Origin of the sequence: Curtobacterium sp. PhB25 (assembly GCF_004365375.1) — a bacterium.
GTDB lineage: Bacteria > Actinomycetota > Actinomycetes > Actinomycetales > Microbacteriaceae > Curtobacterium.
The window spans coordinates 595788-620619 of record NZ_SODR01000001.1 but is presented as its reverse complement, the minus strand read 5'-3'; the positions used below and the strand labels follow the sequence as shown (position 1 = coordinate 620619).

Genomic DNA, 24832 nt, shown 5'->3' with positions numbered 1-24832 from the left:
GATGGGCGTCGTCCGGCTACGGGGTGTCGGACTTGTGCTCGACGACGTCCTGCAGCTCGGGGCGCTTGGCGGAGACGCCGTCGCCCGACGAGGTGTGCTTGATGCGGCGGACGACCCACGGCACCAGGTACTCCTTCGCCCAGCCGAGGTCCTCGGCGCGGGCCTCACGCCACGGCCGGGCCTCGAGCGGTTCGGGGTTGAACGGTTCCAGACCGTGCGGCGCGCCGAGGGCGTCGAGCACCGCGGCGGCGATCGTGGCGTGCCCCGTGGGGGAGTGGTGGAGCCGGTCCGGTGCCCACATGCGCGGGTCGCGGAGCACCCGGAGGGCCCACATGTCCGCCACCAGTGCGCCGTGCTTCAGGGCGATCGCGTGCAGGTTCTCGTTGTAGATCGCCGTCTTGCCGCGCACCATGCCGAGCACCGGCGTCATGCCGACGTCGGGCCCGGTGAACAGCACCACGGTGGCGCCGTCGCTCCGCAGCCTGGACACCATGGCGTCCACCCGCTCGGCGAGTTCGTCGGGATCGGAGCCCGGCCGGATGATGTCGTTGCCCCCGGCGGACACCGTGACCAGGTCCGGACGGAGCGCGAGCGCCGGTTCGACCTGATCGTCGATGATCTGCTGCAGCAGCCGCCCGCGGATCGCCAGGTTGGCGTACGCGAAGTCGTCGGACCCGTGGGCGAGCACCTCGGCCACTCGGTCCGCCCAACCCCGGTTCCCCCCGGGGACGGTGGGGTCGGGGTCGCCGATCCCCTCGGTGAACGAGTCACCGATCGCGACGTACCTGGACCACGGATGACGATCTGACACGCTCCGGACCATAGTCTCGTGCCATGACGAAGGCCAACACGGGCGCAGCCGCCTGGACCGTGCCGGACGACCTGCTCGCCCGCATCGCCGAACGCGCCCCCGGGTACGACGCCGCCAACGCGTTCTGCGCCGAGGACCTCGAGGAACTCCGCGCCGCGGGCTACCTGCGCATCGGGGTGCCGGTGGCGCAGGGTGGCTCTGGTCTCGGCCTCCGCGCCACGGTCGGTGTCCAGCGGACCCTCGCCCAGGCCGCACCGGCGACGGCGCTCGGCCTGGGGATGCACCAGGTGTGGGTGCAGGCGGCGCGCGCCGTGACTGCGCGAGGTGCGTCGTTCCTCCAGGCCGTCACCGACCACGCGTCGGACGACCACCTGCTGGCCTTCGGGGTGAGCGAACCCGGCAACGACGCCGTCCTGTTCGACTCGTCGACGACGGCGGAGCCGGACGGCGACGGCGGGTACCGCTTCACCGGTACCAAGGTCTTCACCTCGCTCGCACCGGCGTGGGACGTCCTGAGCGTGTTCGGCAAGGACACCTCCGGCCCGGAACCGCGGCTGGTGCACGGCTTCGTGCTCCGGTCCGACGGCGACGTCGAGCACCTGGACGACTGGGACACCCTCGGCATGCGGGCCACGCAGAGCCGCACGACGAAGCTGCACGGCGTGCACGTCCCCGCCGACCGCATCGTCCGGTCGCTGCCGGTCGGGCCGAACCAGGACCCGCTCGTGTTCGGGGTCTTCGCGGCGTTCGAGCTGCTCATCGCCTCGGTGTACGTCGGGATCGCCGAACGTGCGATCACGCTGGCGGTGTCCGCCGTCGGACGTCGCGTCGCGGCCGACGGCTCGCTCCGGTCGCAGGACCCGGACGTCCGGCGTGCGATCGCGGACCTGCGCGGCGCCGTCGACGCGATCACCCTGCAGGTCGACGCGCTCGCCCGATCGGTGGACGAACAGGACGACCTCGGTGCCCGGTGGTTCCCGCTGCTCGTCGGCACGAAGGCGCGGGCGGTGGACACCGCCCAGCACGTGGTGGACGAGGCCATGCGGGTGGTCGGGGGCTCGGCGTTCCGGTCCTCGAGCGAACTCGCCCGCCTGGCGCGCGACGTCCGGGCCGGCCAGTACCACCCGTCGTCGCGGGACTCGGCGGCGCGCACGCTCGCGGCGTCGGTGCTCGGCCCGCCCGCCTGACGCGGACGCGTGCGGCCGGCCGCGTGCCCCGGTGCGAGGTTGATCCCTCCGTGCGGCCCTGTAGCGCCGCACCGAGCGATCAACCTCGCACCGAGCGCCGAAGGCCGCACCGTGCGGCTGCCGACCGCACAGCCGGATAGTTAGCATCCGGTACGATTGGCCTCCCGAGCGCAGAGGAGGCGGCCGACTCGTGCCGAGGACCGACACCACGAACCGGACCGCTCCCCGTCGACGGACCCGCTCCCGGCGACTCGCCGACGCGGCCCTCGCGCTCGACCCCGGGCTCGTGAAGACCGACGGTGCCCTCCGCACCCTGGTCGCGGTGCCCGCCGGCATGGCCGTGGGGTACGCCGTCGCGACCGCGTTCGGCCTGCCCGCGATCCTGGGCGTGATGATCGGCGCGATGCCCGCGTTCATCACGTGCCTGGTCATCGTCGACCCGAGCACCGGCCGGACGGCTGCCCGCACCGGAGCCGTCCTCGTGCCGTTCGTCGTCGCCCTCGCCGGCAGCATCGCCCTGCAGCCGTTCCGGCTCCTCGAGCTCGTGCTCATCGTCGTGCTGCTGTTCCTGCAGTTCGCCGCGGCCGCGTGGGGCGCGTGGGCCGCCGACGCCGCGATCGTCGGGTTCGCCGGGTACCTGTGCGGGCTGCTCCTCCCGCTGCCCGAGACGAGTGTCGTGCCGCTCGGCCTCGTCGTGGCCGCTTCGCTCGCTGCGACGGTCCTGGTCCGCCTGGTGCTCCGACCGGACGCGCACCGTGCCCTGTTGCGTACCCGCCGTGGTTTCGTCGCCCGTGGCTCGGCCGTGCTCGAGGCCGCTGCCGCCGTCCTCGCCGCGGCGGACGACCCGGCCGCACGACGCCGCACCCTGCGCCGCCTCCGTCGCAGCCGCGACCGGTACCACGAGATCGCGTTGACGGTCGACGGGATGCTCGCCGCGAGCGGGGTGGACGCCGACACCACGGCCGAGGAGCTCCACCGGCTCGTGTTCGACACGCACTTCGCCGTCGACGAGCTCGGGCGCGGTGCCGGTGCCCTCGTCGAGCACGGCGCGCCGTCGGACGTCCGGCACGCCGCGCTCCGTGCCGTCACGATCGTCCTGCGCCACGGCGGCGGGCACGGCGAGGACGCCGCGCAGACACTGCTCGCCCGCTACGGCATCACGGCGTCCGCCGGCGACCCCGACTCGCGCACGACGGCCGTCGTCCGTCGGATGGCCGCCGAGTTCACCGACCTGCAGGGCGCCGGGCTGCGGTGGCGCGAGCTCCGCGACGAACTGCCGCGCCGCGGCGACGGCGTCGCGTTGGCAGCGCCCTTCGTCACGCCCGTCGTCCTCGCCGGCGGCCGCCCGGCCGGGGCCGTGCCGGTGCTCGCCGACACCGTCGCCGACGGCCCCTGGCGCCGCTGGCGACTCTCCGTCTCGCTGCGCACCGCGGTGCACGCCGCGATCGCCGTCGCGATCGTCGAGCCCCTCGCGCTGCTGCTCGACGGCCCGCGGTTCTACTGGGGCGTGATCGGCGTGATGATCGTCCTCGCCGGCACGAACACCACGCACGAGCGGGTCCGCAAGGGCCTGCACCGTGCCGTCGGCACGGTCGTCGGCGGCGCCGTCGGCATCGTCCTCGTGCACGTCGTCGGCACGGCGCACCCCTGGTTCACGCTCGTGCTCGTCTGCGTCCTGCTCGCGGTCGGCACGTACGGCTTCGGCGGCGTCTACTCGGTCTGGGTCGCGTGCCTGGTCGTCGTCCTGTGCCAGGTGTACGCGTTCTCCGGCAGCTTCACCGACTCGCTCGTCCCGATCCGCCTCGCCGAGAACCTGCTCGGCGCCGCGGTCGCCGTGCTCGTGAGCGCCGTCGTCCTCCCGATCGCCACCCGGGCCGTCATCCGACGGGCCGTGCGCCGGCAGCTGACCGCGGTCCGGGCGTTCGTGCTCGCGCTGGTCGGGGTCGATGCGGACGCCGAGGCGGACGCGACCGACGGTGCGGGCGCGAGCCGGGCCTCCCGGTCCGCCGACACGGCCACCGACGCCGCCGCACCCGACCTGCGCGCACGATCGCGCGCCGTCGACGCGGCCACCTACCAACTGGACGCCGTCCTGCGCCCGATGGTGCGGTTCCCGACGGGCGGACCCGCCCGCGCGGACGCCAGGACCCAGACGTCCCTGCAGGCGGCGGCGACGTTCGCGCGCGAGGCGGCCGGGAGGCTCGGCTCGCCCCCGCAGGACCCGCCCGCCGCCCTGGTCGGTGCCGCCCACCGCCTCGCCGCGTCGATCGCGGACCTGGCTGACGGCATCGTGGCCGTGCCCCGGTCCGCCGCGCCGGCGCCGGTCTGGGCGCGGGTCGGCGACCGGCTCGACACGGCGGTGGACGCGGCGGCGGGTGGTCCGGACCAGCAGACCGTCGAGGTCGCGGCGCACGCGCTGGGCCGCATCGACGAGGCGCTCGCGCTGCTGGCCGACCGACACCGGGCGACCGTGCTCGGCGAGACCGCCACGCGTTCGGCGGCCACCGGCGCACGGTGAGGCCGGCGATGTCGGTGGTCCCTGGCATCATCTCGGTGTGAGCAAGCAGGACGGAAGCAACCGGCTCGTCTCCGACGCACCGGTGGACGACGTCTCGGCGACCGTGCTGCACGTCGACATGGACGCCTTCTTCGCGTCCGTCGAACTGCTCGACCGACCCGACCTGGTGGGTCTGCCGGTCATCGTCGGCCACGACTCCGACCGCTCCGTGGTCACCGCTGCCACCTACGAAGCCCGTCGGTACGGCGTGAACTCCGCCATGCCGATGGCCATCGCGAAGCGCCGCTGCCCGAACGCGATCATCGTCGAGCCGCACTTCGAGAAGTACCGCGACCAGTCCGCCGCGGTGATGGCGGTCTTCGACCGGTTCACGCCGCGGGTCGAACGGCTCGGCATCGACGAAGCGTTCCTCGACGTCGCCGGCGCGCTCCGGCTGTACGGCACGCCGTGGGAGATCGGACGGGCCATCCGGCGCACGGTCCACGCCGAGACGGGCCTGCACTGCTCGGTCGGCGCCGCGTCGACCAAGTTCGTGGCGAAGCTCGCATCGAGCCGGTCCAAGCCGGACGGGCTGCTCGTCGTGCCCGCGGCCGACACCATCGCGTTCCTGCACCCGCAGCCGGTCTCGGCGCTGTGGGGCGTGGGCGGCAAGACGCAGGAGACCCTCGAGCGCCGCGGCATCCGCACCGTCGGCGACCTCGCGAACACGCCCCTCGGGTCGCTCGTGTCCGCGCTCGGGCCAGCCGGTGGCCAGCGCCTGCACGACCTGTCCTGGGGGCGCGACCCGCGCGTCGTCGACACCGGCGTGGGCGAGAAGTCCATCGGGCACGAGGTCACGTTCGGCCACGACCTGACCGAGCGGGACGACGTCGCGCGCGAGCTCCTGCGCCTCGCCGACAAGGTCGCCGTCCGCCTGCGCCACGCCGACGTGCAGGCCCGCACCGTCGCGCTCAAGGTCCGCTACACCGACTTCACCACGCTCACCCGGTCGCGCACCCTCGCCGAGCCCACCGACGTCGCCAAGCGGCTGCACCGCGAAGCCGTCGAGCTGTACGACGTGCTGCACCGACCGGGCAACCGGATCCGGCTCATCGGGGTCCGCGGCGAGAACCTCGTGCCGGCCGCCGCGAGCAACGCGCTCTGGGACGACGACGCGCCGTGGCGCGAGACCGAGACCACGGTCGACGCGGTCGCCGCGCGCTTCGGCGCAGGCGTGCTGCGACCGGCATCCCTGGTCCGCCGGACCCCCGACGGCCACGTCCCGCACGCCAGGCAGGACTGACGGTGGCGGTAGAATCAGGTCCAGTGAGCGCAGCGGAGTACGAACAGCAGCAGCCCGCCACGCTGTGGGCCGAGTCGGGGGACGACCACACGTCGTCGACGTCTTCGTCGTCGGTGTCCGCGCAGTCATCGGCGCACGCCGACGCCGTCGCACGGGACGAAGCCGACGCAGCCGCACTGGCCGAGGCAGCCGGCAACTCGGCCGTCCAGCACCTGTCGCCGGCGTTCCCGGACCGAGCCGCGTGGGGCACCGCGTCGAAGCTCCGGGCGTGGCAGGTCGAAGCCCTCACGAAGTACTTCGAGTCCGAGCCGCGTGACTTCCTGACGGCCGCGACACCCGGCGCCGGCAAGACGACGTTCGCGCTCCGACTGGCCACCGAGCTGCTGGCGCGCGGGACCGTCGACCGCATCGTGGTCGTCGCCCCCACCGAGCACCTGAAGCGGCAGTGGGCGGACTCCGCCGACCGCGTGGGCATCCGCATCGACCCGATGTTCAAGAACGGCGACGGCATGTTCGGCCGGCACTACCAGGGCGTCGCGATCACGTACGCCCAGGTCGGCATGAACCCCGAGGTGCACAAGAAGATCACCGAGGGCGGGCGCACCCTGGTCGTCCTCGACGAGGTCCACCACGGCGGCGACGCACTCACCTGGGGCGACGGCATCAGGGAAGCCTTCTCCGGTGCCACCCGACGGCTCTCGCTGTCCGGCACGCCGTTCCGGTCCGACACCGCGCCGATCCCGTTCGTCCAGTACGCCCCCGACGAGCAGGGCATCCGCACTTCGATCTCCGACTACAACTACGGCTACGGCCGGGCGCTCAAGGACGGCGTCGTCCGGCCGGTGCTGTTCATGGCCTACGCCGGCCAGATGCGCTGGAAGACCCGGATGGGCGACGAGATGTCGGCTTCCCTGGGCGAACAGGTCACGAAGGACATCACCGCGCAGGCCTGGCGCACCGCCCTGTCGCCCGAGGGTGAGTGGATGCCGGCCGTGCTGTCCGCCGCCGACAAGCGCCTGACCGAGGTGCGTCGTGGTGTGCCCGACGCCGGTGGTCTGGTCATCGCGACGGACACCACCACGGCTCGCGCCTACGCCCGGATCCTGCAGCAGATCACGGGGGAGCGGCCGACGGTCGTCCTGTCCGACGAAGCCGCCGGGTCCAGCCGGATCAGCGCGTTCGCCGACGACACCTCGCGGTGGATGGTCGCCGTGCGCATGGTGTCCGAGGGCGTCGACGTCCCACGGCTCTGCGTCGGCGTGTACGCCACGAGCGCGAGCACCCCGCTGTTCTTCGCCCAGGTGATCGGCCGCTTCGTGCGTGCTCGGCGCCGTGGCGAGACCGCCTCGGTGTTCCTGCCGAGCGTGCCCGGACTGATGGCACTGGCGGCGACGCTCGAGCTCGAACGCGACCACGCCCTCGACCGTCCGAAGGACGCCGACGACGGCATGTACAACCCCGAAGACGCGATGGTGGCCGAGGCCAACAAGGAAGACCGCGCGTCCGAGAGCCTGCTCGAGGTCCAGCCGTTCGAGGCGCTCGACTCGCAGGCGTCGTTCGACCGCGTCCTCTACGACGGCGGCGAGTTCGGCACCGGCGGCGAGGTCGGGTCGCTCGAGGAACTCGACTTCATCGGCATCCCGGGGCTCCTCGAACCCGACCAGGTGCGCGACCTGCTCCGGGCGCGCCAGGCGACCCAGGCGAAGCGCTCCAAGGGCCGGGCGGTCAAGGACGGCCAACCGAAGGCCGCCGAGCCCGAGAACCGCCCGATGTACATGACCATCAAGGAGCAGCGGACCGAGCTCGCGCGCCTCGTGTCGATCTGGTCCCGGCACTCCAACGAGCCGCACGGCTCCATCCACGCCGAACTCCGTCGCATCAGCGGTGGGCCGGCCGTGGCGCAGGCGAGCATCGAGCAGATCCAGAAGCGCATCGACGTCCTGCGCTCCCGCATCGGCGGGCGCCGGTGACGGGTCCGGTCCGGGCGGTCCGCCCGTGATCGAGTCCGTCGACGACCGCACCTGGTACGTCAAGCGCGACGCCGAGTCCTCCCCAGAGGCGATCATCGACCGGTTCGGCGGTGGGTACCGGTTGCGACGGTTCTCGCTGACCGAGTCCCGACGCACCGCGCACGGGGTCTACATGGGTCTCGACCTCGCTGAGACGGCCTGGTGGCGACTCCGAGAGCGCTGATTCGCTCAGGAAGTGCGGCGTTCATGACGTTGACGGCCCGTATCCGGTAGACCGGAGGAATGGCAGACTCGATCCCTCACGTCCTCGTCCTCGGCGGCGGCTCCGCTGGCTACAGCACCGTCAAGCAGCTGCAGAAGCACGCCGCGACCGTGCCCATGCGCATCACGCTCGTGGACCAGAACACCTACTACACGTACCTGCCGTTCCTGCCCGAGGTCGCCGGCGGCCACATCGCCCCGAAGGACGTGACCGTCGAGCTGCGCCGTGCGCTCCGCAAGACGCGCGTCATCCAGGGCAAGGTCACCGGCATCTCGTCGAAGGACAAGACCGTCTCGATCGCGACCGCCGGTGGCGACGACCGCACGCTCGGCTACGACCAGCTCGTCGTCGCACTCGGCTCGGTCACCCGCACCTTCCCGACCCCCGGACTCGAGGAGTACGGCGTCGGCTTCAAGAGCGTGGAAGAGGCCGCCTACGTGCGCGCCAAGCTCCTCGACAACATCGCCAAGGCCGCTGCCACCCGTGACGAGGACGAGCGTCGTCGTCTGCTGACCAGCGTCTTCGTCGGCGGTGGCTACACCGGCGTCGAGGCGATCGGCGAGCTGTTCGACGTCTCGCAGGCCGCCATCAAGACCTACCCGTCGCTCGCGGGGGAGCACCCCCGCTGGATCCTCATCGACGCGCTCGACCGTGTCGCGCCCGAGGTCGGCCCGGAGCTGTCCAAGTGGACGCTCGAGTCGCTCCGCGCCCGCGGCATCGACGTGCGCCTGAAGACCACCATGCCGAGCGCCGAGGGCGGCATCGTCAAGCTCTCCGACGGCGACGAGATCCCCACCGGGCTGCTCGTCTGGACCGCCGGCGTGAAGCCGAACCCGCTGCTCGACGCCTCCGACCTGCCCCGCGGACCGAAGGGCCACCTCGCCGCCAACGCGAAGCTCCAGGTCGAGGCCGAGGACACGCACGAAGTGGTCCCGGGTGTCTGGGGTCTCGGCGACGTCGCACAGGTGCCCGACCTGACCGCCGACAAGCAGCCGGCGTTCTACCCGCCGAACGCGCAGAACGCCGTCCGTCAGGCCGTCGTCGCGGCGGACAACGTCGTCGCGACGATCACCGGCAAGCCCCTCGAGGAGTACCGCCACCCCTCGATCGGCACGGTTGCCTCGTACGGTGTCGCCAAGGGTGCCGCCAACATCAAGGGCATCAAGATGACGAACCTGCTCGCCTGGCTCGCCCACCGCGCGTACCACGTGTACGCGATGCCGACGCTGAACCGCAAGGCGCGCATCGTCATCGGCTGGGTCACCGGTGCCGTCTCAGGCCGCGACGCGACCTCGCTCATCAAGGAGACGGACCCGCGCCGCAACTTCGTCGAGGCGTCGAAGTCCTAGACGCAACCACCTGACGGACGGGAGGCGCGGTGTCAGCTGGCACCGCGCCTCCCGTCCGTCCGTGCGTGCGCTGTCTTGCTCGCTGCCGGATGCGTGCGCATCTTCCGACGCTCCACTTGTCGATCGACGCGTGCTCCGTCGGAAGATGCGCACTCATCCAGTGCGTGTGCATGTTCCGACAGCACACGAGTCGTTCCCCTGGTGGTCTGTCGGAACTTGCTCACGCATCGGCCGTGAGCGCAGCGAACTGGCCGTGCCCCCACCCCTGGCCGTGAGCGCAGCGAACTGGCGGGCGGTGGCCGTGAGCGCAGCGAACTGGCCGAGGCGGTGACGCCCTGAGCGCAGCGATGGCGGCACTCGCCGGGAGACGCAACAGAAAATGCCCCCGGACCGAAAGGTCAGGGGGCATTGCATGTTTCTGTGTCCGAAGGGGGACTTGAACCCCCACGCCCTAATACGGGCACTAGCACCTCAAGCTAGCGCGTCTACCAATTCCGCCATCCGGACTGGATGTGTGGCGATTTCCCCGGGTTTCCCCGGCGTCCCTGCCGAGAGAAAACACTAGCACGGGTCTGAACGCCCGATGAACACGGCCGCGCATCCCGGGCGCGTCCAGAGGGCTGGGTACCCGGCGCGTCCTCCGGCGTCACCGGGCCGGGGCGCGTCGGTGCGGACCGATACCGTGGTGGCATGACGAACCCGGAGCCGACCGCGCCCGAGCTCGAGGCCACCGCGGCGATCGCGCGCGACCTCATCCGCATCGACACCACGAACTGGGGCGAGGGGAAGTCGCGCGGCGAGACCGAGGCGGCGCACTACGTCGAGGACAAGTTGCGCGGGCTGGGCCTCGAGCCGCAGCTGTTCGAGTCCGAGCCGGATCGTGTGAGCGTCGTCGCGCGGGTGCCCGGCCGCGATCGTGACAAGCCGGCCCTGGTGGTGCACGGGCACCTCGACGTCGTGCCGGCCGATCCGGCGAACTGGTCGGTCGACCCCTTCGGCGGTGTCGTCAAGGACGGCTCGCTGTGGGGGCGGGGCGCCGTCGACATGAAGAACATGGACGCGATGATGCTCACGTCGCTGTCGGACGTCATCGCGGCGCAGGGGGCTCCCGAGCGCGACTTGGTGATCGCGTACTTCGCCGACGAGGAAGCCGGGGGAGTCCTCGGCTCGCACCACGTCGTCGAGCACCACCCCGAGGTCTTCGCCGGGGCCAGCGCCGCCATCAGCGAGGTGGGCGGGTACTCGATCACCCTCGGCGACCGTCGTGCCTACCTGCTGCAGACGGGCGAGAAGGCGCTGATGTGGATCAAGCTCGTCGCCCGCGGTACGGCTGCGCACGGTTCGCACGTCATCCGCGACAACGCCGTGACGAAGCTCGCCGCGGCGGTCGCCCGGATCGGCAGCGAGGAGTGGCCGGTGCGTCTGTCGGCGACGACGGACGCGATGGTCGCCGAGGTCGCTCGGTTCCTGGGCGTCGACCCGACCGTGACGGGCCCGGACGAGGTCGCGCTCGCCACCGGTTCGGCCTCGCGGTTCATCCACGCCGCACTGCACACCACGACGAACCCGACGGTCCTGACCGCGGGCTACAAGCACAACGTGATCCCGGACACGGCCGAGGCGCTCGTCGACATCCGCTGCCTGCCGGGGGACGAGGAGTCGGTGCTGGCGCGTGTGCGGGAGCTCGCCGGTGACGAGGTCGAGGTCGTGATGTCCTTCCGCGACATCGGTCTCGAGCAGGACTTCGGCGGACCGCTCGTCGACGCCGTCCGCGACGTCCTCGGCCGCCACGACCCGGGAGCCCCGGTGCTGCCGTACCTGCTGTCCGGCGGCACGGACAACAAGGCGCTGTCGACGCTCGGGATCGCCGGGTACGGCTTCGTGCCGCTGCAGCTGCCCGCCGGCGTGGACTTCCCGGCGATGTTCCACGGTGTCGACGAGCGGGTTCCGCTCGACTCGCTGGCCTTCGGTCGGCGTGTTCTCGGGGACCTCCTGGCCACGTACTGATATTGTTCATGGTCGCCTGCGTGGCGGTGTCCTGACCGACCTCCCCCGAAAGGCCCGTGCGTGCACATCCTCGAGGCGATCTTCCTCGGCTTCGTCCAGGGGCTCACCGAGTTCCTGCCGGTGTCCTCCAGCGCGCACCTGCGCATCGTCGGGCTGTTCCTGCCCGACGCGAAGGACCCGGGCGCGGCCTTCACCGCGGTGACGCAGCTCGGCACCGAGACCGCGGTGCTCATCTACTTCTGGAAGGACATCACCCGGATCATCGGGCGGTGGTTCCGCTCCGTGTTCCGGCGCGACGTCCCGAAGGGCGACCCCGACGTGCGCCTCGGGTGGCTCGTGATCCTCGGCACCATCCCGATCGGCATCGCGGGGCTCCTGCTGAAGGACTCCATCGAGACCACGTTCCGCTCGCTCTGGATCGTCGCGATCGTGCTCATCGTCTTCGGCATCGTGCTCGGGGTGCTCGACGTCGTCGGCCGCAAGGAGCGTCGGATCGAGCACATGACCTTCGGTGGCGGCATCCTGATCGGGCTCGCGCAGGTGCTCGCACTCGTCCCCGGGGTCTCCCGCTCCGGCGCGACCGTGTCGATGGGGCTCGCGCTCGGTTACACGCGGCCGGCCGCGGCGCGGTTCGCGTTCCTGCTGGCCGTCCCCGCGGTGTTCCTGTCCGGCCTGTACGAGGCCGCGACGAGCCTCGGCGACCACGGAGCGCCGTTCGGACTCGCCGACACGCTCATCGCGACGGTGGTGGCCTTCGTCGTCGGGTTCGTGGTGATCGCGGCGTTCATGAACTACATCAGCAAGCGCAGCTTCATGCCGTTCGTCGTGTACCGCATCGCACTCGGTATCGTTCTCATCGTGTTGTTGTCGCTCGGAGTGATCCAGCCGTGAGGGCCTGGCAGGCCCCGTCCGTCCCCGACGTCCCCGGCGCAGCGCCGCGGCCCGTCGTGCACGACACCGCCACCGGCAAGCCGGTCGACCCGACGCAGGGCGAGGAGCGCGCTGCGCTGTACGTCTGCGGGATCACCCCGTACGACGCCACCCACCTCGGGCACGCGGCGACCTACCTGGCGTTCGACACGCTCGGCCGCGCGTGGCGCGACGCCGGCCTCGACGTCGAGTACGCGCAGAACGTCACCGACGTCGACGACCCGCTGCTCGAGCGCGCCACCCGCGACGGCGTCGACTGGCGCGAGCTCGCCGCGTCGCAGATCGACCTGTTCCGTCGCGACATGGAGTCGCTGCGGATCCTGCCGCCCGACGACTTCGTGGCCGTCACCGACGAGGTCGACCGCGTCGCCGAGGCCGTTGCGTTCCTGCAGGAGACCGGCTCCGCCTACGAGGTCCCCACCCCGGACGCCGAGGGCGATGACCTGTACTTCGACGTGAACCACCCCACCGACGCGTGGTCGCTCGGCGACGAGAGCGGCCTGGACCGCGAGACCATGCTCACGCTCGCTGCCGAGCGCGGCGGCGACCCGGAGCGACCCGGCAAGCGCGACCCGCTCGACCCGCTGCTCTGGCGTGCGGCCCGCGACGGTGAGCCGAGCTGGGACTCCGAGATCGGCCCCGGCCGGCCCGGCTGGCACATCGAGTGCAGCGTCATCGCCGGCGACCGCCTCGGCCTGCCGATCAGCGTGCAGGGCGGCGGCAGTGACCTCGTCTTCCCGCACCACGAGATGAGCGCGGGACACGCAGCGGCCCTGGCGCACCAGCCCCTGGCACACGCGTTCGTGCACACCGGGATGATCGCCTACCAGGGCACGAAGATTTCGAAGTCGCTCGGCAACCTCGTCACCGTGCGGGGGCTGCTCGACGACGGCGCGGACCCCCGCGCGATCCGGCTCGCGCTGCTGTCGCACAAGTACTCCGACGACTGGGAGTGGTTCGACGCCGAGCTCACGAGTGCCACGACGCGCCTGGCGACCTGGGACGCCTGGGCATCGGGTGCATCCGCCGGGCACGCCGACGATGCGGCCGACGTGGCGTCCCGGATCCGGGCGCGGGTGTCCGACGACCTCGACACGCCGGGTGCGGTCGCCGCGGTCGACACTGCGATCGCCGGGGGCACTGCGTGCACGCCGGAGCTCGCCGACCTGATCGACGCGCTGCTCGGCATCCGTCTGGCCTGAGCTCGGGCCGGCGGCGTCGTTGTCGGCCTGCGTCGACAGGTGACGACACGTCGTGTGCCGGTCGCCGTTCGGTCAGGAACTGTCGCCTGAGCGAGCGGCAACCGACAATTCGCGACCACCCTGCGGAGGTGAGCGGGCTGCCGTGACCGTTCGCGACCCCCGGACGGGAGGCCCGTGGCGGACCCGCCCCGTGCCTCCCGTCCGCCGTGCGGTCGCAACACGTCGCGTGCGTGCCGGCGACAGGTCACGAACTGTCGCCGAGGCTGGCGGCAGCCGACAGTCCGCGACCTCTCGGCGGAACCGAGCGGGGTGTCGGCTACTGCTGGGGCGGCTGCGGGGGCCGCCAGGGCCCCTCGCCACCAGCGGTACCGCCGTCTTTGCCGTCCTTGTGCTCGCGGCGCCGCAGGTACTGCTCGAACTCCTGCGCGATCGCGTCGCCCGAGGCCTCGGGGGAGTCGACGGTGTCGCGGGCCTGCTCGAGCTGCCCGATGTACGAGGCCATGTCCTCGTCGTCGGCAGCGAGGGCGTCGATGCCGTCCTCCCACTCGGTGGCGTCGTCGAGCAGGGTGCCACGGGGCACGGTGACGTCGGTGAGCTCCTCGATCTTGTCGAGCAGCGAGAGGGTGGCCTTGGGCGACGGCGAGTTGTGCACGTAGTGCGGGACCGAGGCCCAGAGCGACAGCGTGGTCAGCCCGGCCTTGTCCATCGCGTCGGCCAGGACGCCGAGGATGCCGGTCGGACCCTCGTACGAGGACTTGTCGACGTCGAACGCGGTGCGGACGCCTGCGTTCTCGCTCGAGACGAAGACCGAGATCGGTCGGGTGTGCGGCGCGTCGGCCAGCATCGCGCCGACGAAGACGACGGCGTCGATCGAGTACACGTCGGCGAGGTCGATGATCTCGGCGCAGAAGCCGCGCCAGGTGCGGGAGGGCTCCGGACCGACGAGGACGAACACGTCGCGGTCGGTCGGGGAGCCGGTGGCGCCGATGACCGGACGGCCCTCGGCCCCGGGGCCGTGCAGCACGATGCGGGGCCACTGCACCCCGCGGGCGCCGGTCTCGTCGGATCCCATGGTCGGACGGTTGAACTGGTAGTCGACGTACCGCTCCCCGTCGAGCTCGCGCAGCTCGTCGAGCCCGAGGGACTCGACGATGCGGCGGGCGAGTCCGCTCGCGGCTTCGCCGGCGTCGTTCCAGCCCTCGAAGGCGACGACGAGCAACCGGCCGTCGCTGAAGGGGGAGTGCTGTGGCACGGAGCGGACCTCCTGGTGGTGGAGCGGAGCGGGGCGGGCACGACGAGGCACCCGGCCGGACACGATGCAGGCATCCACTGTAGGCCCCGGCGACGCCCGCGGGCATGCCCGTCCGCGCCCAGCGGAACGGCCCCGGTAGACTCGTCGCCCGTGACCGCGCATCCTCCTGCCCTCGTCCCGCCCGCAGCCGTGCTGTGGGACATGGACGGCACGATCATCGACACCGAGCCGATCTGGCAGCGCTCCCAGGTCGACCTGACGAACCGCTACGGCGCCGAGTGGACCCACGAGGACGGCCTGTCCCTGGTCGGCTCCGGCCTCGAGCGCTCCGGCGAGCTCCTGCGCGCCAAGGGCGTCGACATGGAGGTCGAGGAGATCATCCAGTGGATGACCGAATACGTGATGGAGCACCTGCGCGCAGGTGAGCTGCCGTGGCGCCCGGGTGCCCGCGAACTCGTCGAGGAGCTCCACGCCCGCGGCATCCCCACCGCGCTGGTGACGATGTCCCGCCGCAAGATGGCACTCGTCGCCGCCGAGGCACTGGGCGAGCGCGGGTTCCGCGTCGTCGTGGCCGGTGACGACGTCGACCGTCCGAAGCCGTACCCGGACGCCTACCTCTCCGCCGCCGCCCAGCTCGGCGTCGAGCCGACCGCGTGCGTCGCGATCGAGGACTCCGCCACCGGCGTCGCCTCGGCCGTCGCCTCCGGCGCCGTCACGGTCGCCGTCGAGCACATCGTCCCGCTGTCCGAGATCGCCGGCGGTGACGTGCACCTGACCACCCTGTCGGGTGTCGACGTCGACCGCCTGGTCGAGTTGACGGGGCCGGCGCTGGCCGCGCGCGCTGCCGTGACGGGAGGCCCGGCTCCTGACCCGGCGCACGCTGCGGACACCGAGGGAGTCACCCGATGAGCCACACCGACGACCCGACAGCGGCCCTGCCGCACACCGCCGGTGGCGCGCCCCACACGCCGCCGCGTGGCCCGTTCCGGGCCGGCGACCGAGTGCAGCTCACCGGCCCGAAGGGCAAGCTCACGACGCTGTCCCTCGAGACCGCCGGCGAGTACCACACGCACCGCGGGGTCCTGCGGCACGACGACGTCATCGGCCAGCCCGACGGCTCGGTGATCCGGGCCAGCACGGGCGACGAGTACCTCGCGCTCCGTCCGCTGCTCAACGACTACGTGATGTCGATGCCGCGCGGTGCCGCCATCGTCTACCCGAAGGACGCCGCCCAGATCGTGGCGTTCGCGGACGTCTTCCCGGGCGCCCGGGTGGTCGAGGCCGGCGTCGGTTCCGGTGCCCTCTCCCTGTTCCTGCTGCGGGCGATCGGTCCGACGGGGCAGCTGCAGTCCTTCGAGCGTCGCGAGGAGTTCGCCGCGATCGCACAGGGCAACGTCGGCACGTTCCTCGGCGCCGTCCCGGACAACTGGTCGGTGACCGTCGGAGACCTGGTCGAGGAGCTGCCCGGCGCCGTCGACGAGCAGAGTGTCGACCGCGTGGTGCTCGACATGCTCGCGCCGTGGGAGTGCGTCGACGCCGCAGCCGACGCCCTCGTGCCCGGCGGACTCATCGTCTGCTACGTCGCGACCGTCACCCAGCTGTCCCGCACTGCCGAGGCCCTGCGCGACACCGGCCGCTTCACCGACCCGATGCCGAGCGAGACCCTGGTGCGCACCTGGCACGTCGAGGGGCTCGCCGTCCGACCGGACCACCGCATGGTCGGGCACACCGGGTTCCTCATCACGGCCCGTCGTCTCGCCGACGGCACCGTCCTGCCGAACCTGAAGCGCCGCGCGGGCAAGGTCGAGTTCTCCGACGAGGACATCGAAGCCTGGACCCCCGGCGCCGTGGGCGAGCGCGCGACGAGCGACAAGAAGCTCCGCAAGGTCGCACGGCAGTCGGCGGCACAGGCCCGCAAGGTCGCCGCTGCCGAGGCCGGGTCCGCAGCAGCCGCTGCCGAGGGGTCCGAGCCCGTCAGCGACGCGTCCGAGCCGACCGACGGCGAACGGTAGGCTGACGGTCGTGCCCGTCCTGCATCGAACGGAAAGAGGGTCCGTGCGCACCATCCCCGCACTCCTGGTCACCATCGGTCTCGTGGCGTCGCTCACGGCGTGCGCCTCGAACGGCGCCGGCACCACCCCCTCGAGCTGCGCCGCACCCGGTGCGGCGTCCGAAGCGGTGACGGCCACCGGCGCGTTCGGCAAGGAGCCGAAGGTGTCGATCCCGAGCGGACTCACCACGAAGGGCACGCAGGTCTCCGTCCTGAAGCAGGGCGACGGCCGCACGATCGACGACGGCACCCCCGTCCTGATCGAGTACACGCTCGTCGACGGCGCCACCGGCGAGGTCGCGCAGACCAGCGGGTACTCCGGGCAGACGGCTCCGATCACCGCCGGTGCGAGCAACTACGGCGCCCTCGGCGAGTCGCTCGAGTGCGCGCAGGTCGGCGACCGCCTGGCCGTCGCGCTGCCGAAGAGCGCCCTCAGCAGCTCGGACACCAGCGCGACCACCGACAGCGGCTCGTCGGCGAAGACCGAGGACGCCGTCATCGCCGTCATCGACGTCAAGCGGGCCTTCGACGCCCGCGCGACCGGCACCCCGCAGCTCGCTGGCGACAAGATGCCCGCCGTCGTGCTCGCACCGTCCGGCGCCCCCGGCATCACGATCCCGTCGTGGAACGCGCCGAAGTCGAACGAGACGCACCTGCTCCGCAAGGGGTCCGGTCGCGTGCTCACCGCCAAGGACACCGCGGTCATCAAGTACACCGCCGTGACGTGGGGCGCTGACCCGTCCGTGGCCGGCTCCAGCTGGACCGACGGCTCGGGCGCGCAGACCGTGCCGCTCACCAAGGGCCAGGTCGACGAGGGCGTGCGGAACGCCATCGTCGGGCACCACGTCGGCGACCAGGTCCTGGCCGTCGTGAACCAGCAGGGCACCGCCTACGCGTACGTCATCGACGTGCTCGGAGCGATGTCGAGCTGACGCTCCCACACCGTCCACCGACCGCGGCGCGGGTGCACTCCGGTGCACCCGCGCTGCCGTAGGATCGCCTCGTGCCAGCGACCCGTGTGCCCCGTGTGCCCGCAGAGGAGCGGCTGTTCAGCCTCGTGCTCGCGCTGCTCTCGACGGAGTCCGGGCTGACCAAGGCGGAGATCCTGACCAACGTGCAGGGCTACCGCCAGCGGTTCACACCGGGTGGGGACAACGCCTCGCTCGAGCGGCAGTTCGAGCGCGACAAGGACGACGTCCGCGAGCTCGGCATCCCGCTCGAGACCATCGAGACACCGGGCGCCGCCGGCAACAACCAGACGCTGCGCTACCGGATCCCGAAGGGCGAGTACGACCTGCCCGTCGACGTCCGCTTCACCCCGGACGAGTCGGCCCTGCTGTCGCTGGCCGCCATGGCCTGGCGCGAAGGCGCGCTGTCCGCTGACTCGCGTCGCGGGCTGCTGAAGGTCCGGTCCGCGGGTTCCGAGGACGACGACGGCGCACTCCAGCTCGGCGTCGACGCGTACGCCCCGCGGCTCCGAGCACGCGACGCGGCGTTCGAGCCGCTCCGCTCCGCCCTCGACCGCGGTGCCGCCGTCCGGTTCGACTACATCACGCCGGGCCAGCACGAGGCCCGTCGTCGCGAGCTCGCCCCGCTCGCCCTGGTGCAGCACGGCGGCCGCTGGATGCTCGCCGCCCACGAGTTCGCCACGGACTCGGACAAGAACTACCTGCTCTCACGCATCGTCGGACCCGTCACGCAGTACGACGTCGGGCAGCACACCGCCCCGGTGGGCGCGGGGGAGCGCACGCTCGCCGAACTCGAACGGATCTGGTCAGCCCGCACGGCGCGCATCGCGGTGACCCCCGGCTCCGACGCCGAGCGGCGGCTCGCCCGCCGTCGTGACACCGAGACCGACGCCGACGGCGCACTCGTGCTGCACCACGTCGACCCGCAGATCCTGGCTGAGGAACTCGCCGCCTTCGGACCCGAGGTCCGGGTGCTCGAGCCGGAGGACCTGCGGCTGCGCGTCGTCGAGCGGCTCCGTGCGCTCGTGCGCGACCACAGCGACGGAGAGGAGTCCGCCCGTGGCTGACGCCCAACCCCTGCAGGCGCAGGACAAGCTCGCCTTCCTGCTCGCCCTGGTGCCGTACCTGATCGACCGCGAGCGCGTCTCCGTGGCCGAGGCCGCGCGCCACTTCGGCGTCCCCGAGGCCCGCATCCGCCGCGCCGTCGAGCTCATCGCGGTGTCGGGGGTCCCCGGCGAGACGATGCAGTACCAGCACGGCGACCTGTTCGACATCGCCTGGGACGACTTCGACCAGAACGAGATGATCGTCCTCACGAACCTCGTCGCCATCGACGACTCGCCCCGACTGTCCGCGCGAGAGGCTTCGGCGCTCATCGCCGGGCTGCAGTACCTCTCCGCGCTGCCCGAGGCCGCTGACCGCGACGCCATCCGAGCACTCATGGCGAAGCTGTCGCGCGGTGCCGGCGGTGCCGCCTCGACGGTGGCCGTGGGGCAGGACCTGCACGACGTCGCCCTCGCCACGATCCGTCGTGCGATGGCCGGCGGCCGCGGGTTGTCCTTCGAGTACGCCGGTCCGCGCACCCAGGGCGGCACCCGCCGGGTCGACCCGCTCCGCGTCGAGTCGATCGACACCGACTGGTACCTCCGCGCCTGGGACCTCGACCGGCAGGCGCTCCGGACCTTCCGCCTCGACCGGATGTCCGGTGCACGCGTCGACGACCGTGCGGTGGAGAAGTCGGCGGACCAGGTGGTGATCCCGGACACGCTGTTCCAGCAGTCGGCAGAGGACGTCATCGTCACCGTCGAACTCGACTCGTCGTCGCTGCCGCTCGTGGCCGACTTCCTCGCCGACACCGCGGACGCCCCCGACGCCGAGGCGCGTGTACGCATCCGGCTCGCGGCGTCGAACGGCTTCGACGGCGTGGTCCGGCTCGTCGCTGGGCTGCCCGGCCGCGCCGTGGTGCTCGACCCGCCCGCCGCGCGGGACGCGGTGCGCGACTTCGCCGCCGCCGCCCTCGCCGCCGGCTGACCGGGCCGGCTGGCCGCCTCTGCATGTGCGTTCGCACGGAGCGCGCCGAACTGTCGGTCCCCACCCCGTAGGATCGACCCATGGCTTCGACGACCGCGCGCGGGCGAGCGAGGCGGCAAGGGCGCCGTGACAACGACGCCGAAGGCCGCATGTCGCTCGGGCAGCACCTCATCGAGCTGCGCAACCGCCTGTTCCGCGCAGTGATCGCCGTGGTCATCGCCGCGGTCGGTGGATGGTTCCTGACCCCGTTCGTGCTGGACTCGCTCCGGGCACCGGTGGCCGAGCTCGCCAAGGTCGGCGGGCACACGGCCGAGCTGAACTTCCCGATGATCACGGGCGCGTTCGACCTCAAGCTGCAGATCGCGATCACGATCGGCATCGTCATCGCCAGCCCGGTGTGGCTCTACCAGATCTGGGCGTTCATCGTGCCCGCCCTGGTCCGGCGCGAGAAGCAGTACGTGTGGGGCTTCCTCGGCACCGCGATCCCGCTGTTCTTCGCCGGGTGCTACTTCGGGTGGTACATCCTGCCCCACGTGGTCGGCATCCTCGGCAGCTTCGTGTCGAGCCAGGACACCTCGATCGTCGACGCGAAGGCGTACTACGACTTCGTCATCAAGCTCATCGTCGCGGTCGGCATCGCGTTCGTGCTGCCGGTCTTCATCGTGCTGCTGAACTTCGTCGGCGTCCTGTCGGCGGCGGCGATCATCAAGTCCTGGCGCATCGCGATCCTGTGCATCCTGGTCTTCTGCGCGATCGTCACGCCGAGCGCCGACGTCATCTCGATGTTCCTGCTGGCCGTCCCGATGGTGGTGCTCTACATCGCCGCGTGCGTCGTGGCCTGGTTCCACGACCGCAGGGTGGCGAAGAAGCAGGCCAAGCTCGACGAAGAGTACGGCCTGTGACGGGCGCGGACCTCAGCGCGGCCGAGCGCTTCGCCGCCGCCAAGGTCCGGAACCGCTCCCGCAACCTGGAGCTGTTCCGCGCCGACCTGCGCTTCGACCTCGACCCGTTCCAGTTCGCCGCGTGCGACGCCCTCGACCAGGGCCGCAGCGTCCTCGTGGCCGCGCCGACCGGTGCCGGCAAGACGATCGTGGCCGAGTTCGCGATCTGGCTGGCGATGCGGCAGCCGACGGCGAAGGTGTTCTACACGACGCCGATGAAGGCCCTGAGCAACCAGAAGTACGCCGAGCTGGTCGAGGTCTACGGCGAGTCCGAGGTGGGCCTGCTCACCGGTGACACGAACGTGAACCCGCGGGCGCGGGTCGTCGTGATGACGACCGAGGTCCTGCGGAACATGATCTACGCCGACTCCGACCTGCTCGACGACCTGGCCTGGGTCGTCCTCGACGAGGTCCACTACCTGGCCGACCGGTTCCGCGGTGCGGTGTGGGAAGAAGTGATCCTGCACCTGCCGACCGAGGTCCGGCTGGTCTCGCTCAGCGCGACGGTGTCCAACGCGGAGGAGTTCGGCGACTGGCTGCAGGCCGTCCGCGGGGACACCGACGTCATCGTGTCGGAAGACCGCCCGGTCCCGCTCGAGCAGCACGTCCTGGTCGGTTCGAAGATGGTCGACCTGTTCGACTCCAGCGGTGCGGCGGCGACGAACCGCGTCAACCCGGAACTGCTCCGCATGGTCGGCGGTGCCTCGCGCAGCGAACGGCACGGCGGCGGCCACCGTGGCGGACGAGGGCGTGGGGGATACCACGACCGCCGTGGGCCGCGTACCGAGAAACTGCACCGCGAACGCATCGCACACATGCTCGACGAGCGGATGCTGTTGCCCGCGATCTTCTTCGTGTTCAGCCGCGCCGGGTGCGACCAGGGCGTCCGCAACGTCCTGCGCTCCGGCCTGTCGCTCACCACGGTCCCGGAGCGCAACGAGATCCGCGAGACCGCGGAGTACCACTGCCGCACCCTGCCGGACGAGGACCTCGCCGTCCTCGGTTACTGGGAGTTCCTCGAGGGCCTGGAGCGCGGGGTCGCCGCGCACCACGCCGGCATGCTCCCCGCGTTCAAGGAAGTGGTCGAGAACCTCTTCCAACGCAAGCTGCTCAAGGTGGTGTTCGCCACCGAGACCCTCGCGCTCGGTGTGAACATGCCCGCACGCACGGTGGTGCTCGAGAAGCTCGAGAAGTTCAACGGCGAGGCCCGTGTCCCGATCACCCCGGGGGAGTACACCCAGCTCACCGGGCGTGCCGGACGCCGTGGCATCGACGTCGAGGGGCACTCGGTCATCCAGTGGACCGACGGCCTCGACCCGCAGGCCGTCGCCTCGCTCGCCAGCCGACGCACCTACCCGCTGAACTCGTCGTTCAAGCCGACGTACAACATGGCCGTCAACCTGATCGACCAGTTCGGGCGGCAGCGCACGCGTGAGGTCCTCGAGACCTCGTTCGCGCAGTTCCAGGCCGACCGGTCCGTGGTCGACCTGGCCCGCAAGGTCCGCTCGCAGCAGGAGTCCCTCGAGGGCTACCGCGAGGCCATGCAGTGCCACCTCGGCGACTTCACCGAGTACTCGACGCTCCGCCGCGAGCTCTCCGACCTCGAGCGCACGAACGTGCCCGGTGGGCGCGAGGCCTCGCACGGCGCACGGCAGGAACGGCAGGCCGCGATCACGGCGGTCCGTCGCCAGATGCAGCGGCACCCCTGCCACGCCTGCCCCGACCGCGAGGCGCACGCCCGTTGGGCGGAGCGCTGGTGGAAGCTCAAGCGCGTCAACGACAAGCTGCTCCAGCAGATCCGGTCCCGCACCGGTGCCGTGGCGACCACGTTCGACCGGGTCACCGACGTGCTCCTGCAGCTCGGCTACCTCGTCGACGCCGGCAACGGCGAGGCCACCGTGGCCGCTGGTGGTCGCCGCCTGCAGCGCATCTACGGTGACCGCGACCTGCTCGTCGCCGAGTGCCTCGAGGCGGGCGTCTGGAAGGACCTCACCCCGGCGCAGCTCGCCGCGATGGCCGCCACGATCATCTACCAGCCCCGCCGCGACGACGCCCCCGGCACCGAGCACGCACTGCCGCGCGGCGCGTTCCGTCCGGCGCTCGACGAGACCCTGACGATCTGGTCGCGCCTCGACGACATCGAGCGCGACGCCCGTCTGGCCGGTTCGGTGCCGCCCACCCCGGCGATGGCGGTCGGCATGTTCCGCTGGGCCTCCGGCTCGGCCCTCGACGACGTCCTCCGCACCCTCGACCTGCCCGCCGGCGACTTCGTCCGCTGGTCGAAGCAGGTCATCGACCTGCTCGACCAGATCCGGAACGCCGGTGACGACGACCTCGCCCAGACCGCCCGACGTGCGACCGACGCGGTGCGCCGCGGCATCGTCGCCTACGCCGCGGTCTGACAGGAGGCACGGTGCGGGTTCCGGAGACCGGTGTGCGCGGGGTGCCCGCGCGCGTGGGCCGCGGTGCGGTCGCGGACGGCCCGTTCGCGGCGCTCCCGCTGGGCAGCGCGCTGCCCCTGGCCGTCATCGGCGGGGTGCTCTTCGCGCTCGCGTTCCCGTCGCCCGGCTGGTGGTTCCTGGCCTTCCCGGCGCTCGCGTGCATGCTGCTCGCCGCGATGGGCCAGCGTGCCCGCAGGGCCGCGTGGCTCGGCTACGTGGCCGGTGCCGCGTTCTGGATCCCGGCCATCTCGTGGGCTGGGCGCTACCTGGGACCCGTCCCGTGGTTCGCACTGGCGTTGTTGGAGGCGGCGTTCTTCGCCCTCGGCAGCGTCGCGATCGCCCTCGCGTACCGCTGGGTCGCGCGCGTGGTGCCCTCGACCGCCGGACGCGTGTGGGGCCTCCCGGCCGTGGTCGCCGCACTGTGGACCGGACGCGAGTGGTTCTCCGGGAGCTGGCCGTACGGCGGCTTCGCCTGGGGGCGCGTCGGCCTGTCGCAGTCGCAGGGTCCGTTCACCCACCTGGCCGCGTACGTCGGCGTCCTCGGGGTGACGTTCGTGGTCGTCTACTGCGTCGCGGTCGTCGTGTCGCTCGCCCTCGTGTCCCCGCGGGCGCCGGGCGCGACCCTGCGGCTGCCGGTCCGGGTCGCGACGGCCGGGTTGCTGGTCGCCGCCGTGCTGGCGGTGCCGGCCTGGCCGACCGCGACCTCCGGCACCATCCGGATCGAGTCGGTGCAGGGCAACGGGCCGGCCGGGTACTTCGACCGTGCGGCGCCGGGCGAGGTCCTGGCGGCGCAGGTCGCGGCGACCGACGTCGATGCGAAGGGCGTCGACCTCGTCGTGTGGCCCGAGGCCTCCGCCGAGTTCGACCCGCGCCAGCAGCCCGTGATCGCGTCGTCGCTCGACGCCGTCGTCGACTCGGTCGGTGCGTCGCTGGTCGCCGGAGCCATCACGCAGACGCCGTCCGGGGTGCTGCACAACACGTCGTTCGTGTGGACCGCCGACGGCTGGCAGTCGTCCTACGACAAGAAGCGCCCGGTGCCCTTCGGCGAGTACGTGCCGGACCGGTGGTTCTTCTCGAAGCTCGCGCCGTCCCTGATCGGCCTGCTGCAGCGCGACTACACGCCGGGGACGAAACCGAACGTCCTGCCGGTGGCGGGGATCAAGGCGGGCATCGCGATCTGCTTCGACATCGTCGACGACGGGCTGACCCGCGACATGGTGCGCGGGGGAGCGCAGGTGATCCTCGCGCAGACGAACAACGCGGACTTCTCCGGCACCGACGAGAACCTGCAGCAACTCGAGATCGCACGGATGCGGGCGATCGAGACCGGTCGGTCCCTCGTCAACATCTCGACCGTCGGCGCCTCGCAGGTCATCGACCCGTCCGGACGCACCATCGACCGGGTCCCCGAGTACACCGCGACCTCGATGGTGACCGACGTGCCGCTCGGTACCTCGACGACTCCGGCGTCGCTCGCTTCGGGGTCGATCGCGTTGTTCCTGTCGCTCGGCGGACTCCTCGTGCTGCTCGCCTGCGCACCGTGGGGACGCCGCAACCGCTCCTGATCCGCCGCCGCGTCCCTGTCCGTCCGAGGCTGTGATCCTGTGCATCGGGGCCACGCACTGGGAACG

19 protein-coding genes and 1 tRNA gene are annotated in these 24832 nt (G+C 71.9%); 17 read left to right on the top strand and 3 right to left on the bottom strand.

Going from position 1 to position 24832, the window contains the following annotated elements:
- Positions 1-16 precede the first annotated feature (16 nt).
- Entirely contained in the window at positions 17-823 is an 807-nt protein-coding gene (locus EDF51_RS02855) for an SGNH/GDSL hydrolase family protein (protein ID WP_207913256.1), read from the bottom strand.
- Between the two features lie 11 nt (positions 824-834).
- On the opposite strand from EDF51_RS02855, the gene EDF51_RS02850 reads away from it, so the two are divergent.
- From EDF51_RS02850 to EDF51_RS02825, 6 genes are all read left to right on the top strand, one after another.
- Positions 835-1998 carry an acyl-CoA dehydrogenase family protein gene (locus EDF51_RS02850; protein WP_133936606.1) on the top strand — a complete coding sequence of 388 codons (1164 nt, stop codon included), beginning with the start codon at positions 835-837 and terminating at the stop codon, positions 1996-1998.
- 190 nt (positions 1999-2188) lie between these two features.
- Positions 2189-4516 carry an FUSC family protein gene (locus tag EDF51_RS02845; RefSeq protein WP_134193789.1) on the top strand — a complete coding sequence of 776 codons (2328 nt, stop codon included), beginning with the start codon at positions 2189-2191 and terminating at the stop codon, positions 4514-4516.
- A gap of 37 nt (positions 4517-4553) precedes the next feature.
- A complete protein-coding gene (gene dinB / locus EDF51_RS02840) occupies positions 4554-5798 on the top strand; it encodes a DNA polymerase IV (RefSeq protein WP_111083991.1) in 1245 nt (414 codons plus the stop codon).
- A 176-nt stretch (positions 5799-5974) separates the two neighbouring features.
- On the top strand, positions 5975-7768 hold the full coding sequence (locus tag EDF51_RS02835; protein WP_123294459.1) for a DEAD/DEAH box helicase: 1794 nt from the start codon (positions 5975-5977) through the stop codon (positions 7766-7768).
- A 25-nt stretch (positions 7769-7793) separates the two neighbouring features.
- Positions 7794-7991 (top strand): hypothetical protein, encoded by a 198-nt coding sequence (locus EDF51_RS02830; RefSeq protein WP_123294394.1) that lies wholly within the window; start codon positions 7794-7796, stop codon positions 7989-7991.
- 59 nt (positions 7992-8050) lie between these two features.
- Positions 8051-9379: an FAD-dependent oxidoreductase gene (locus EDF51_RS02825; RefSeq protein ID WP_131880152.1), complete on the top strand. Its 1329-nt coding sequence runs from the start codon at positions 8051-8053 to the stop codon at positions 9377-9379.
- 421 nt (positions 9380-9800) lie between these two features.
- Here EDF51_RS02825 and EDF51_RS02820 read toward each other — a convergent pair.
- Positions 9801-9886, bottom strand: a tRNA-Leu gene (locus tag EDF51_RS02820).
- A 183-nt stretch (positions 9887-10069) separates the two neighbouring features.
- On the opposite strand from EDF51_RS02820, the gene EDF51_RS02815 reads away from it, so the two are divergent.
- From EDF51_RS02815 to mshC, 3 genes are read left to right on the top strand one after another with little or no spacing between them, the layout of a single operon-like run.
- Positions 10070-11386, top strand: a complete 1317-nt coding sequence (locus EDF51_RS02815) for a M20/M25/M40 family metallo-hydrolase (RefSeq protein ID WP_131880150.1) — start codon at positions 10070-10072, stop codon at positions 11384-11386.
- 60 nt (positions 11387-11446) lie between these two features.
- The gene (locus EDF51_RS02810) at positions 11447-12277 is read left to right on the top strand and encodes an undecaprenyl-diphosphate phosphatase (RefSeq protein WP_111083996.1); all 831 of its coding nucleotides are present in this window, start codon (positions 11447-11449) and stop codon (positions 12275-12277) included.
- Positions 12274-13518: a cysteine--1-D-myo-inosityl 2-amino-2-deoxy-alpha-D-glucopyranoside ligase gene (gene mshC / locus EDF51_RS02805; RefSeq protein ID WP_123294396.1), complete on the top strand. Its 1245-nt coding sequence runs from the start codon at positions 12274-12276 to the stop codon at positions 13516-13518. The genes EDF51_RS02810 and mshC overlap by 4 nt, the downstream gene beginning before the upstream one ends.
- A gap of 316 nt (positions 13519-13834) precedes the next feature.
- Here mshC and EDF51_RS02800 read toward each other — a convergent pair whose 3' ends face one another.
- Positions 13835-14770, bottom strand: coding sequence for a PAC2 family protein (locus EDF51_RS02800; protein WP_134193787.1), 936 nt, complete (start codon positions 14768-14770; stop codon positions 13835-13837).
- A gap of 150 nt (positions 14771-14920) precedes the next feature.
- On the opposite strand from EDF51_RS02800, the gene EDF51_RS02795 reads away from it, so the two are divergent.
- The 8 genes from EDF51_RS02795 (at position 14921) to lnt (ending at position 24766) form a co-directional block, all read left to right on the top strand.
- Positions 14921-15679 (top strand): HAD family phosphatase, encoded by a 759-nt coding sequence (locus tag EDF51_RS02795; RefSeq protein ID WP_243698093.1) that lies wholly within the window; start codon positions 14921-14923, stop codon positions 15677-15679.
- Complete coding sequence (locus tag EDF51_RS02790; RefSeq protein WP_235035825.1) at positions 15676-16782, top strand: tRNA (adenine-N1)-methyltransferase; 1107 nt, start codon at positions 15676-15678, stop codon at positions 16780-16782. Before EDF51_RS02795 ends, EDF51_RS02790 begins: the two co-directional genes overlap by 4 nt.
- A 43-nt stretch (positions 16783-16825) precedes the next feature.
- The gene (locus EDF51_RS02785; RefSeq protein ID WP_131880148.1) at positions 16826-17752 is read left to right on the top strand and encodes a hypothetical protein; all 927 of its coding nucleotides are present in this window, start codon (positions 16826-16828) and stop codon (positions 17750-17752) included.
- Between the two features lie 71 nt (positions 17753-17823).
- The gene (locus tag EDF51_RS02780) at positions 17824-18855 is read left to right on the top strand and encodes a WYL domain-containing protein (protein ID WP_123294400.1); all 1032 of its coding nucleotides are present in this window, start codon (positions 17824-17826) and stop codon (positions 18853-18855) included.
- The gene (locus EDF51_RS02775; protein ID WP_123937905.1) at positions 18848-19819 is read left to right on the top strand and encodes a WYL domain-containing protein; all 972 of its coding nucleotides are present in this window, start codon (positions 18848-18850) and stop codon (positions 19817-19819) included. Before EDF51_RS02780 ends, EDF51_RS02775 begins: the two co-directional genes overlap by 8 nt.
- Positions 19820-19968: 149 nt before the next feature.
- Positions 19969-20721 (top strand): twin-arginine translocase subunit TatC, encoded by a 753-nt coding sequence (tatC, locus tag EDF51_RS02770; RefSeq protein WP_111084003.1) that lies wholly within the window; start codon positions 19969-19971, stop codon positions 20719-20721.
- Positions 20718-23162: a DEAD/DEAH box helicase gene (locus EDF51_RS02765; RefSeq protein ID WP_123339651.1), complete on the top strand. Its 2445-nt coding sequence runs from the start codon at positions 20718-20720 to the stop codon at positions 23160-23162. Before tatC ends, EDF51_RS02765 begins: the two co-directional genes overlap by 4 nt.
- A gap of 11 nt (positions 23163-23173) precedes the next feature.
- Positions 23174-24766, top strand: a complete 1593-nt coding sequence (gene lnt / locus EDF51_RS02760; RefSeq protein WP_243833988.1) for an apolipoprotein N-acyltransferase — start codon at positions 23174-23176, stop codon at positions 24764-24766.
- Positions 24767-24832: the final 66 nt, after the last annotated feature.

Bases quoted from the DNA above. Each gene is read 5' to 3' on its own strand.
- EDF51_RS02850 (WP_133936606.1), top strand. From the start codon at position 835: ATGACGAAGGCCAACACGGGCGCAGCCGCCTGGACCGTGCCGGACGAC.
- EDF51_RS02815 (WP_131880150.1), top strand. From the start codon at position 10,070: ATGACGAACCCGGAGCCGACCGCGCCCGAGCTCGAGGCCACCGCGGCG.
- EDF51_RS02825 (WP_131880152.1), top strand. From the start codon at position 8,051: ATGGCAGACTCGATCCCTCACGTCCTCGTCCTCGGCGGCGGCTCCGCT.
- EDF51_RS02855 (WP_207913256.1), bottom strand. From the start codon at position 823: ATGGTCCGGAGCGTGTCAGATCGTCATCCGTGGTCCAGGTACGTCGCG.
- EDF51_RS02790 (WP_235035825.1), top strand. From the start codon at position 15,676: ATGAGCCACACCGACGACCCGACAGCGGCCCTGCCGCACACCGCCGGT.
- tatC (WP_111084003.1), top strand. From the start codon at position 19,969: ATGTCGCTCGGGCAGCACCTCATCGAGCTGCGCAACCGCCTGTTCCGC.